The 12,157-nt window shown below is 49.7% G+C and carries 8 protein-coding genes; 6 read left to right on the top strand and 2 right to left on the bottom strand.

Going from position 1 to position 12,157, the window contains the following annotated elements:
• Window positions 1–45: 45 nt before the first annotated feature.
• From pnp to murJ, 6 genes are read left to right on the top strand one after another with little or no spacing between them, the layout of a single operon-like run.
• Window positions 46–2,154, top strand: a complete 2,109-nt coding sequence (gene pnp, locus MUG09_RS07730; RefSeq protein WP_244775137.1) for a polyribonucleotide nucleotidyltransferase — start codon at window positions 46–48, stop codon at window positions 2,152–2,154.
• Between the two features lies 1 nt (window position 2,155).
• A complete protein-coding gene (dut, locus tag MUG09_RS07725) occupies window positions 2,156–2,605 on the top strand; it encodes a dUTP diphosphatase (protein ID WP_244775134.1) in 450 nt (149 codons plus the stop codon).
• 2 nt (window positions 2,606–2,607) lie between these two features.
• Window positions 2,608–3,870 carry an LptF/LptG family permease gene (locus MUG09_RS07720; RefSeq protein WP_244775132.1) on the top strand — a complete coding sequence of 421 codons (1,263 nt, stop codon included), beginning with the start codon at window positions 2,608–2,610 and terminating at the stop codon, window positions 3,868–3,870.
• Entirely contained in the window at window positions 3,867–4,952 is a 1,086-nt protein-coding gene (locus tag MUG09_RS07715) for an LptF/LptG family permease (RefSeq protein WP_244775130.1), read from the top strand. The genes MUG09_RS07720 and MUG09_RS07715 overlap by 4 nt, the downstream gene beginning before the upstream one ends.
• A 9-nt stretch (window positions 4,953–4,961) precedes the next feature.
• Window positions 4,962–6,083: a tRNA guanosine(34) transglycosylase Tgt gene (gene tgt / locus MUG09_RS07710; protein ID WP_244775127.1), complete on the top strand. Its 1,122-nt coding sequence runs from the start codon at window positions 4,962–4,964 to the stop codon at window positions 6,081–6,083.
• Window positions 6,061–7,650 (top strand): murein biosynthesis integral membrane protein MurJ, encoded by a 1,590-nt coding sequence (gene murJ, locus MUG09_RS07705; protein WP_244775125.1) that lies wholly within the window; start codon window positions 6,061–6,063, stop codon window positions 7,648–7,650. Before tgt ends, murJ begins: the two co-directional genes overlap by 23 nt.
• Here murJ and MUG09_RS07700 read toward each other — a convergent pair.
• Both MUG09_RS07700 and greA read right to left on the bottom strand, forming a co-directional pair.
• Window positions 7,585–9,288 (bottom strand): glycoside hydrolase family 2 protein, encoded by a 1,704-nt coding sequence (locus MUG09_RS07700; protein WP_244775123.1) that lies wholly within the window; start codon window positions 9,286–9,288, stop codon window positions 7,585–7,587. The two genes, murJ and MUG09_RS07700, sit on opposite strands and share 66 nt — an antisense overlap.
• A 65-nt stretch (window positions 9,289–9,353) precedes the next feature.
• Window positions 9,354–12,074, bottom strand: a complete 2,721-nt coding sequence (gene greA, locus MUG09_RS07695) for a transcription elongation factor GreA (protein WP_244775121.1) — start codon at window positions 12,072–12,074, stop codon at window positions 9,354–9,356.
• Window positions 12,075–12,157 lie beyond the last annotated feature (83 nt).

The following is a 12,157-nucleotide window of genomic DNA, read 5'->3' as shown; positions in this document are numbered from 1 at the left end:
TAACGTGTAGAAAGAACTAAAAGAACAAAGAAAGGAACAAGAAGTATGGAAGTTAAGAAAGTATCTGTACGGATCGGCGAATCCGACCTGGTGTTTGAAACCGGGAAAATCGCCAAGCAGACCAGTGGTACCGTGTATGCTCATTATGAGGGTAGTGCCGTTATCGCCACCGTCTGTTGCGGAAAGGAGCCCAATGAAGCTCTGGATTATGTACCCTTGAGCGTAGAATATAATGAAAAATATTATGCCGCAGGCAAAATCCCCGGTGGTTTTCTCAAGAGGGAAGCCCGCCCCAAGGATAAGGAAATTCTGGTAAGCCGCCTCATCGACCGTCCGATGCGCCCCTTGTTCGACAAGGCTTTCGGCCGTGAGATTCAAGTGGTTCCCACCGTTGTCTCCTCTGATATGAACAACACTCCCGACATCATCGCCATCAATGCCGCCAGTGCTGCGGTGACCATCAGCGACATTCCCTTCAACGGACCTATCGCTGCGGTTCGCATCTCCATGGTGGACGGAGCATATGTCGTCAATCCTACATTCAGTCAGATCGAGCGCTCCACCTTGGATATCGTCGTTGCAGGAACCCGCGACGGCATCACCATGGTCGAGGGTGGTGCAAAGGAAGTGAGCGAGGAAGTGATGCTTGAGGCAATTGCTACTGCTCAACCCTTCATCACCAAGCTTTGTGATGCACAGCTTGAGCTTAAAAAGATTGCGGGCAAGGAGAAGCTGCCTGTCCTCACTCCCACCGTCGACCTTTCCTGGATTGGTCCGGTCCGCGAGTATGCCCATCCCTTGATCAAGGAAGCTTCCTTTGTCAAAGGAAAGATGGAGCGCTATGCAGCTCTTGCCAAGGTCCAGGCTCAGGTGCGTGAAAAATTCGAGGATTTGATCAATGAGGATGCAAAGCGCGACGGCCAGCTTTCATCGTTGTTCGAGGACCTCGAGTATGAGATCCTGCGTGCATCAATTCTCAACGACGGCAAAAGAACCGACGGGCGCGCAGTAGACCAGATCCGCCCCATCACCTGTGAAGTAGGCTTGCTTGATCGCACCCATGGTTCAGCATTGTTCACTCGTGGGGAGACCCAGGCATTGGCTGTAACCACCCTCGGTACAGCAAGTGACGAGCAGATGTTCGACACCATTGATGGAGAGAAGAGTTTCAGCTCCTTCATGCTCCACTACAACTTCCCTCCGTACAGCGTAGGTGAGTGTGGAAGGCTCAGTACCGGTCGCCGCGAAATCGGCCATGGTCACTTGGCCCAGCGTGCTCTTGAGGCAATTGTTCCTGCAAAGGAGTCCTTCCCGTATACCGTGCGCGTCGTCAGTGAGATTATGGAATCGAATGGTTCCTCTTCCATGGCATCGGTTTGCGGTGGTTGTCTCTCCCTCATGGATGCAGGCGTTCCCATCAAGAAGCCTGTTGCAGGCATTGCAATGGGACTGATCACCGAAGGCGCCGATTATTCGAAGTACGTTGTGCTCAGTGATATCCTCGGCGAGGAGGATCACCTCGGCGACATGGACTTCAAGGTTGCCGGCAGTCGCGATGGTATCACCGCGTTCCAGATGGATATCAAGATTGCAGGAGTCACTCCTGAGATCATGAAGAAGGCTCTTGAGCAGGCTAAACAGGGCAGAATGCATATTCTTTCCATCATGGAAGGCGCCTTGAGCAGCTCACGCGAGGAAATCAGCGAGTATGCCCCCAAGATACTCACCATGAAGGTGGATGAAGAGAAGATCGGAGCTGTCATCGGAACGGGTGGAAAAACGATCAAAGCCATTGCAAGCCAGAGTGGGGCTGAGGTGAATATTGCTGATGATGGAACCGTCACCATCTATGGAAGAAATAATGCTTCTGCACAGTTGGCGAAGGAACTGGTGAAATCCATCGTCGAGGAACCGGAAGTCGGCCGCATTTATGAAGGGACAGTGAAGCGAATCATGGACTTTGGTGCCTTTATTGAAATCCTGCCGGGTAAGGAAGGCCTCTGCCATATTTCCAAACTTGCAAAGACTCGAGTCCAGAATGTAGAGGATGTATTGAAGGTAGGACAGGTTGTTCCGGTAAAACTCATGGAGATTGACCGTCAGAACCGCTTGAACCTCAGTTACATCGATGCAATCGAGACAAAATCGAAGTAAGATGGATACTGGTTCAATCAAGGTTCATGTAGTCAAGGTAAGACCGGAAGCACTGCTTCCGGTCTATGGTACTGAACTGAGTGCCGGTGCCGACCTCGCCGCCTGCCTTGATGAGGATTTGGTGCTCGGCAGCGGTTCCTATGCAAAAGTACCCACCGGCTTGAGCATTCAACTACCGCAGGGGTACGAGGCGCAGGTGAGACCGCGAAGCGGCTTGGCTGCAAAGCATGGTTTGACTGTGTTGAACAGCCCGGGCACCATCGATGCTGATTACCGTGGTGAGGTCTGTGTACTTCTCATAAACCATGGCAGGCAGGAGGTGCGTATCCATCACGGTGACCGTATCGCCCAGATGGTTATTGCACGATGTGAACAAGCAACCTTCTCTGAATCGATCAGCTTGGATGCAACAGAACGGGGAAGTGGAGGCTTTGGTTCGACGGGAGTATAGCTTTGGCTTCATCCGCTCGTTTTTCGCTAGTATACCGCCACATAGGAAGGGAGTATCTGCTCTCTTTTCTTGTGGCGTTCTTTTTCTTCTTTTTTATTTTTTTCATCAACCAGATTCTGCTCATAGCCCAACGCATCCTGCTCAAGCAGGTGGATTACCTTGCAGTACTACAGCTTGTCATGCTTTCCATCCCGCAATTTTTATTGTACACCTTTCCCTTCAGCTCGCTGACTGCGAGCAGCATGGTCATAGGAGACCTTTCAGGCAACAACGAGATTCTAGCCATTCGAAGCAGCGGTATCTCCCTCAAGCATGTATTCATCCCCATCATTGTCATTTCCTTGGGTTTCTCCCTTGTAACCTTCTTTACCGCTGATAAAGCACTGCCTTGGAGTACGAAGAAGTACCGTGAGTTGTACACCGAGCTGATGCGCGACCTTCCTACGCTGGAGCTGAGGGCCAACAGCACCAATACCATAGCCGATACAGTCATGGTCAACAAAGAAGTGGAGGGGAATACAGTCCATGACATCGTTCTCTTTGAAACATCCTCGGCACGACAAGGACAGATTCTCAGTGCACCGAAGGCAGAAGTCTCCCTGTACGATCTACAGTCCTTCATCTATCAGCTCAAGCTCGATGACCCTTTGATTCTCAAGAGCGAGTCACAAAGTGGCTGGGCCCTCTCCAAGGCTGAATCAGCCCAGTTTTTTCTCAACTTCTCCGGTCAGATCGCCAGCATCGCTTCAGCTCTCCCTTCACAGCTTTCCGTCAATGAGCTGAGACAGAACATCCAGACGCACAAGCTTGCCCTTGATGAGGAGAAGAAGCGGTATGAGGAAAAAATCAGACAAGCCGAACTCTCTCTTGCAGAATTGGTCGAACAATCAAAAATGGATTCCCTCGTTCCTGTCTCCCGGATCGCGGAGCTGCAACTAGAATTGGAGCGATTGGAAGCCCAAAAACCCATCAACTTCTATTATCAGTACTATCGTGCGGAACTGCATAAGAAGTTCGCCTTGAGCGCTGCTTGTTTCATGCTCGTCTTCCTTACATTCTCTCTCTCCTTCTTTCGTGTCAAACATGGCAGACTTATCGGCTTCGGTTTATCCATGTTGGTTGCAGTGCTCTACTGGTATCTCTTGTTTTTTGCACAGATGCAGATTTTCTCCATCTCAGTAACTCCAGCCTTCCTGATTTGGTCGCCCAATCTCATCATGTTCATCAGCGGATTATTGCTTTTGCTGCATGCGAGGCGTTTATGAAACTCATCGATCGATACATAATCCGTACCATTGCCTTGGTTGCATCAATCACCTTGCTGCTCTGTACCTTGATGTTGCTCAGCGTCGATCTTTTTGCAAACCTGGACTCTTACCTTACCCGTAGCATTCCCTATCCGGTTATTGCCAAATTGACGCTCCTCTATGCGCCTGAGGCGGTACTTTTTGCACTTGGTCCGTCTCTTTTGTTTTCAGCCTCCTTTTTCCTCTCTCAATTGCAGGCCAACAACGAAATGATCTGCCTGCTCGGCAGCGGACACTCCTACAAGAGAATCGTCATTCCCATTCTGCTTCTCGGCATTATGTTCTCCGCCCTCCAGTTCGGTTTCTCAGAATATGTCCATATTCCACTCAGCAAGGAACGGGAAGCACAGGAGGATGCACTCTTCGGCCTAAGAAGCACCTATGATAATCGCAATATCACCTTGCGTGATCCAGAAGGAACGTATGTCGTCCATGCCCGTCAATACAGCGAAAAGGAAAAGCGTCTGGCTCAAGTCATGCTGGTGCTTATTGATGAGAAGGGCTCGCTGCAATCACGCATCGATGCCCCATGGGCCTATTGGGAAGAGGAGAAGGGCCTGTGGAGATTGGAGCAGGCTCGAGAACAGGCGATTGATGAATCGAGCATGCTCGTCAACCAAACCGATCACCCTGCGTTGTATGTCGATGCGTTCACCCTCCATCCTTCATACTTCAGGAATCTCTCCAATGACATCAAGACCATGGAACTGAGGACGGCATACCACTACCTTGCAAGAATCGCAGACCTGGATCCCAATCGGTATCCCGAGCTTGCCACAGACTTTGCCAAGCGTATTTTGGACTCGCTCACTCCGCTGGTCATGTTGTTCATTGCATGCGCAATCAGTTATAAATACAAGAAGAATGTGTTGCTCTTCTCCATCATCACGAGCCTGGGTTTGGCGGTAATCTACTATGTAGTGCAAATGGTCACGCTGATCATGGCCAAGCAGGCGGTTATCGGCCCTTTGTGGGGTATGGTAATCCCCATGATTGTGATAGTATGCATTGCGCTGGCAGAACGAGCCGCAATACGATAGAGGATAGCTATGAAGATATTTCAACAGTTGCACCAGGACACCACCAGCAAAGCCCGTCTAGGTCTTTTAACACTCGGACACGGCCAGGTGGAAACACCTGTTTTTATGCCGGTAGGCACAAATGGGACGGTAAAGGGCATGTTTCATGAGGATGTCAAGAAAATCGGGTACTCCTTGATCCTGGGAAATACCTACCACCTGTATTTGAGACCCGGCCTCGAAGTACTCTCACAATTCGGAGGACTGCACTCCTTTTCCAACTGGGATGGCAATCTTTTGACCGACAGCGGCGGATTTCAGGTGTTCAGTCTTTCAGGACTTAGAAAAATCGGGGAGAAGGGAGTAACCTTCCAAAGCCATATCGATGGGTCCAAACATGTATTCACCCCTGAAAGTGTAGTCGATACGCAGAAAATCATCGGATCGGACATTGCCATGTGCCTCGATGTCTGTACTCCACCAGAGATCAATCATCGTGCAGCGACCGAGGCGATGCATATCACCCATTCCTGGGCGAAACGGGCATTGACTCATCGGAAGGAGCTGGGAGAATCGTTCAAAGGCAATCTGTTCGGCATCGTACAAGGCAACTTCTATGAAGATCTGAGAAAACAAAGTGCCGAATTTTTCAATGAGATGGACTTTCCTGGCATCGCAATCGGTGGATTAAGTGTAGGGGAGACAAGCGAGCAATTCGTTCATTATCTGCAGTACACCGCCGATTTGGTCACCCGTGAAAAACCCAGGTATGTGATGGGCATCGGCAGTCCCGACTATATTCTGGAGGCTGTGGAGAACGGCATTGACATGTTCGACTGTGTGTTGGCTACCCGTATGGCCCGCAATGGTGCCGTATTCACCGATGACGGGGTAGTGACGCTTAAAAAGGCGATGCATAAGTTCGACCAGCGTCCCATCGAGGAGCGTTGTAATTGCCGTGCATGCACCCAGTACAGCCGTGCCTATATGCACCACATGGTCAAGACAGGAGAGATGCTCGGCGGCATGCTTGCCACCGAACACAACCTTACCTACTTTTACCGCCTCATGCAACAAGTCAGGCAGGCGATCAGGGAGAACAGATTTGCATCCTTCAAGAGAGACTACCTTGCACGATTCTACGCAAAGTAGAAGGACGGCGAGAAACAGTCTGCTGATCATGGTCTGCACTTTGCTCAGCAGACTATTGGGAATCATCAAAGCACGGGTGCTCGGCTCGGTGTTCGGGGCCACTGCGATTGCAGATGTAATAAACTTCACCTTCAATATTCCCAACAATTTTCGCAAACTTTTTGCCGAAGGGGCTGTCAATGCCGCCTTGATCCCTGCTTTCTCCTCCCTATTGGGTCGAAATGAGAAACATCGTTGTGTCCGACTGTTTGCACTGTTGTGTACATTCCAGAGCCTTTTGCTCATCCCACTGGTGCTGGTATCCTATTTCTATGGTGATGGCTTGATAGCATTTCTCAGCGACTTCGATGCGAACCAGGTTCGATTGGGAGGAAGGTTGCTTCCCTTCTTCATGGTATACCTGGCCACCATAAGTCTTGCTTCCATCTTCAACGGAGTATTGCAGGCGCACGAGAATTTCCTGCATGCCTACCTCTCTCCGTTGCTCTTTTCGATTTGTGTCATATTCGGGGTATGGTTTCTATCTGATCGGTACGGTGCGATGAGCATGGCCTATTCCGTACTTGGCGGAGGGCTTTTACAGGGTAGTTATTCATACCTGATGGTCAGGCGCTACGAATATCGGTTCAAACCGATGCTGAGACCGCAAAACGCTCCTTTCAAGGAAGTCTTGGTTGCATGGGCTTTGGTCTCCCTGGGTATGGGGATGCAGATTATCACCCAGATGGTAAGTTTCTTATTCGCTTCCCATTTGAGCGAAGGCAGCGTTACGGCCTTTACAAATTCCACGATTTTCTATCAAACACCGTATGGGATTTTCTTCAATGCCATCAGTGCGGTAAGCCTTCCCTTGATGAGCCGGGCAGCCGCTTCCAACAATGCTCCTTTATTGAGAACCTATACACGAAACTCACTGCTCAGCCTGTTGGCGCTTTTGCTGCCCAGCTCCATCATTCTCTTCTTTCTCAGCCGGGAAAGTGTCAGTGTAGTCCTGCAGACTGGCAACTATACACTCGCCGATGCAACGCTGACAGCCTTGGTGCTCAGGCCTTATCTGGTTTTCATGGTATTCAGCGCATGGTATGCCTTGATGCTGCGTCTTGGGTATAGTGCAAATCGTCACGCGCTTATGACTCGAATTGTTTTTTTGCAGAATCTGCTGGATATCGCCTTGATGTGGGTTTTCCTCAAGCTTGGTTTGGACATAGTATCGCTGCCGCTTGCCAACGGCATCGCCTACACCCTTGGCTTGTTCATATTGTTCTTTCTTTTGCGTGACTTGTTCCCGCTTACAAAGGAAGCCCGGTTTTTCAAGGGGCTTCTCAGAATCGTATTGGCAAATCTACCGGTTCTTGCATTTTGTATCTTCTATAAAAATCTGGGATTGCAATGGCATGAAAGCGGTTCAAGCTTTGCAAACCTTGCATATCTGATGCTCATTGGATCGGCCGCCCTGGGGATAATGCTCCTCTCCTACAAAATTGCACGCATTCCCCTGCTGTCACTGTTGCGTTCCAAGAAGCATGGCGGCAACCTGCAAGGCGACAACCTCATCCACCTTGACTGAGAGCCGGTCGAAGGTCACCAAGCCGTTCAGTTCCTGCTGTACATCGGAAAATTGCGTGTATACGGAAGCGGCAAGGCCTTGTTGCTTGGCTGGAACAATCTGATTGGCATAGAGGTCGAAGAACGCTTCTCCAAAGGCTTTGCGGTCGGAGAATTTCTTGTAGCCGAAGATTTTTGTCTGCTCATCGTGTCCGATTTCACGGTATACGTATCCACCGAATTCAGAAAGGATGACAGCCCTGCCGTTGGAGTCGGGAGTATGACGATAGGCTTTGAAGTAGACGTGGCGTGAGCAGAAACCGCCGATTTTTTGATCATACCATCCGCTTGCAGGATCTATGGTACGAGAGCTGTCCAGAGACTGCACCAAATCCAGCATTCGTTGCGTATCGAACTGGCCCCATCCTTCATTGAAAATGACCCACATGGCTATACTGACGCAGTTGGAGAGGGTTTGAATCATCTGTGTCAATTGTTCTTCAAAATCCTTTCGATACTGCTCATCCTGACTTCCCAATAAAGGATAGAGAGAATCGGGGACTGAGAATCTTTTCAGGAAGAGGGGACCGCTCATAATCGGTTGGAACGGTTTTCGCCCTCCGCTTACCATGTCCTGCCATACGAGCAAACCCAGTCTGTCGCAGTGGTGATACCAACGAAGGTTTTCGACCTTGGCATGCTTGCGTACCATGTTGAAACCCAACTTTTTGATCAACAACAGATCGTCGATCATGGCTTGGTCTGAAGGAGGCGTATAGAGACTGTAAGGCCAATACCCTTGGTCGAGGATGCCATGATGATAGTACGGTTTGCCGTTCAGGTACAATCGACCATCTGTGACCGAAAAACTGCGAAGGCCTACATAGCTATGAACGCAATCATCGGCCATGGTGACGGTGAAGGTGTATAAATACGGATCCTCGGGGCTCCAAGGATGGACTTCATCCACCTGGCAGTTGAGACGCTGGCCGCTCAATCCCTTCACCTTTCTTGATCCATCAAGGTATGAGACAACAACCTCAAGCCCGGATTGGTCGGCTTCTACGGTTACATGCCAACATCGTTGTTCGAGATTGCTTGCGATGACCAACCCTTTGATGTAGTGCCGGCTCACCTGTTCAAGCCAAACACTTTGGTGGATGCCGCTTTGTCCGCTGTAAAAGATTCCCGAGGCCTCCTGGGCCTGTTTCCCACGGATGATGCTTTGGCTGTCACAGGGATCGTTGACCTGCACGATCAATTCATTGTCCTGCTTCACCGCTACGGTGATGTCAAAGTGGAAGGGGAGGTATCCCCCGCGATGGCTGCCGACGCAAACACCATTGAGATAGACAGTGCAGCTGTGGTCTACGGCCTCGAAATGTAACAGCGTTCGTTTGTCTGTTTCCAGTGACAAACGGAAGGTTCTTCGATAGGTCAACGTCTGGTTGACGCCAACGCCCCTTTCCATGCCGGAAAGCCTGGTTTCAGGGGAGAAGGGTACCAATATTGAGTAGGGGAAAAAGTCTGGGATTCCCGGATCGTCCGTTATAGCACACTCCCACATCCCATTGAGGGAAACGTAGGAAGCACGTACCATTTGCGGTCGGGGGTATTCAGGCAATAGGTGATCGGCATCAATGGGATAGCGGTTTTGCATGCAATCATACTACCATGGACAATACAAAGGCCCCAGTCTTTTTTTCAACCGGGGCCTTGAATCGGCTAGAAGTCCAGAACGGTAAGTTCCTTTACGGTGAAATCGTAACTCTGCTCGTTGAGGACAAACGAGAACCGTTCACCCTTTTGCCGGTTGAGCAAGGCTCTTCCAAACGGGGCTGAAAGGTTGATGATGTTCTCATCGGGGTTCGACTCCCACGGTCCCATGATCGTATAGGCTATCTCCTGATCCTTGGTGTGGTCGAAGAGCACAACCTTGGTGCCGAAGCCAATCTTTTCAGGATCGACCTTATCCTTGGTGATGACCGTTGCCCGGTCAATCTCCTCGGCAAGTCGACGCAACGTATTGTTCAGAAGGCTTTGCTTTTCCTTACCGTACTTGTACTCGCTGTTCTCCCTGAGATCACCCATTTCACGCGCCATCCCGATTTCACGGGCGACTTCAGGCAGCTCTACGTGCTGGATGTACTCCAGCTCCTTCTTCTTGGCGTCCAAGGAGGCCGCCGTGCAGAAGAGCCCGGTTGGAACAACCGATTCCTTGTCGATGGGCATCAATTCGTCAAAGAACTTGAAGGAGGGATACTTCTCGCTGATGGCATGCTTGATCTCAATCTTTTTGCCGCCGGGCAGGTCGAATACATTTGCTACAAGGCTGTATATCTTCTGGGCATTTTCTTCCTTGCCCTGCTCGATGTACTTGAAAATGTCCTTCTCATCGAAGAGCAGACCCATCAAGGTCTTTGCATTCTTGCGATTCTCCTGGACGTCCTTCTTGTTATCGATGCAACGGTTGGTATAGTCGAGCAACTGCAGTTTGGTGAAGAGCAGTTGCTCCTCACTTATCCCGGCCTTGGCCCACAACTTGGCCTCTCCGTTCTTCAGTAGATAGAGTAGGGTATTGCCTTTCTCTTTGAAGTTTTCGACAGCATCCTTATAGATTCTGATAAAATCATTCGTCTTCTTGTTCTGTCTGAAAATATCTGGGATATATCCAGTCAGATAGTAGGGGAAAAGCTGTGCCAACACCTTCGGCCAATTGGCGACTTCATCCACGACATGGTCGATGAAGCTCTTTTTCAGCTCAGCGTCCTTGATTGCTGCAAAACAACTCTCGATGTTTTCAACTCTCTCATAGAGCATGGCAAATGTCAGGTTCTCAGGCTTGTTGATGAAATTCATGTTCTGCTTCTTAACCAAGTCCTCAAGCAGGAGGAATGAGCTGAAGGTCATATCGTTTGCAATCACAATAGGTTTGAACGCACCATTCTCCTCAAGGAACATATCACTGAAATACTTTACCATCTCAAAGAAGAAGTCACTTTCAACATCACCTTTGCTCGCGATGAAATCCTTAAGGCTCTTTATTTTATCGTAGAAGTCCTTCTCTCCTCTGAACACAGAGAGCTGCTTCTCCTCGTAACTGACGGGTGTGGAGCGCAACAGATAGGTATCCGTTTCGTTGTTGGAAAGGTCGAAGAGGGGATTGGTCATCAATACCTTCTTTGCCTGATTAAGCCAGGGAGTCCACTCCTTGGCATCCAGAATGGAAGGAACCAGTTCGTTTTTCATCTCCTTGAGGCTTATTTTCCCGCCGTTGCTGGCCATCAAGGTGTTCAGCGTCCACGTGATGTCTTCCTGAATTTTCTTATTCAGCTTTTCACGAGGCAGAGCACTCTTGAGAACCCAGATATGACTCTTGGGAAGGGCCTGAAGGCTCTTGAAAGCCATGGAGGTTGAGAGTCTTGATCCTTCCTTGGTACTCTGGCCTGCAAAATCAACGATTACATCATTCTCATCGATAAATCGGATTCTGCCGATACGGTTGGTACTGTTCTGAAAGACGAAGGTCCCCTTGTCAAATGCGATGTTGGTCTCGAAATCTTCAATGCTGTGAAGTACATCCCGGGTGAAATTACTGGTCAAGGCACTGCTTTCCAGGCAATTCTTCAATCGTGAATGGGTCTTGTACTTTGTCTTGTAGCTTCTGATCAGGTTCTCGCGGGCAAAGGTGTCCTCGCGATCGAGAAAAAGCATTTTCTTCTGACATTCAATCTGGCGGTCGATGTCATCCTTGTTTGCAAGCTCAAGGTCGCGCAGCAAGGCGATTGCGGTACTCTTGCTGATGACCGACACTTGGTCGGCTACAGACATGAAGTATCCGAAATTCTCCCCTTCAAGCTCGAGCATTGCCGCAAACAGGCTGCGCACCGACGATACGTCCTTTCGCTTGATCAAACGATGCACGGCCTTCTTGTAAAAACCGATCGCCTTGTCCTTGGAACCTTTTTGGTTGGCATGGACTGCCAGATAGCGGACGATGTCCACTTCCTCGTAGTCGACTTTCACCAATCGTTCCCAAAGGGCGAATTTCTCATCCTCCCTGCCAGTCTGTTCATAACTGGAGGAGAGAAGGCGAAGGGCGTGCTTGTTTTCACTGCGGCTCAAGATCTTGGCGCACAGCATCTCAACCACGTTCCACTTCTTGTTCTCCATAAACATCTCAATCAGATTGAGAAGCTGGAGATAGTCATCAGCACCTTTTCGTTCCAATTGGATGGAACCACTGATGTACATTGCAATGATGCTGTTGCGCTCCCGCTCAGCGAGGTGCTTGTCACATAGGTTTTTAGCCTCGGTCTTCTGCTCCTCATCCAACTCTTTGATTTGGGCATCAAGAGTCTGAAAGCTGTTGACCGTATAGGTTTGCACCGTAGTTCTTGTCCACTGCTCTTCTTTCAGTAAGTTCTCAATCTCCTGGAATCCCATGGCTTCCTCCAAACATATTTATCCATATTCTCAGACGTAAAAGAAACCGGGCAGACCGGGTCATAGTCTGCTCGGGTTTGTCA

It is taken from the genome of Sphaerochaeta associata (genome assembly GCF_022869165.1).
In the GTDB taxonomy this organism is placed as follows: Bacteria; Spirochaetota; Spirochaetia; order Sphaerochaetales; family Sphaerochaetaceae; genus Sphaerochaeta; species Sphaerochaeta associata.
The sequence above is the reverse complement of the archived record's forward strand: the minus strand, read 5'-3'. Positions and strand labels throughout refer to the sequence as shown.

What these genes read in the sequence shown, in the direction of transcription:
- pnp (WP_244775137.1), top strand. Translation starts at nt 46, where the DNA reads ATGGAAGTTAAGAAAGTATCTGTACGGATCGGCGAATCCGACCTGGTG.
- tgt (WP_244775127.1), top strand. Translation starts at nt 4,962, where the DNA reads ATGAAGATATTTCAACAGTTGCACCAGGACACCACCAGCAAAGCCCGT.
- dut (WP_244775134.1), top strand. Translation starts at nt 2,156, where the DNA reads ATGGATACTGGTTCAATCAAGGTTCATGTAGTCAAGGTAAGACCGGAA.
- greA (WP_244775121.1), bottom strand. Translation starts at nt 12,074, where the DNA reads ATGGGATTCCAGGAGATTGAGAACTTACTGAAAGAAGAGCAGTGGACA.
- MUG09_RS07715 (WP_244775130.1), top strand. Translation starts at nt 3,867, where the DNA reads ATGAAACTCATCGATCGATACATAATCCGTACCATTGCCTTGGTTGCA.
- MUG09_RS07700 (WP_244775123.1), bottom strand. Translation starts at nt 9,288, where the DNA reads ATGCAAAACCGCTATCCCATTGATGCCGATCACCTATTGCCTGAATAC.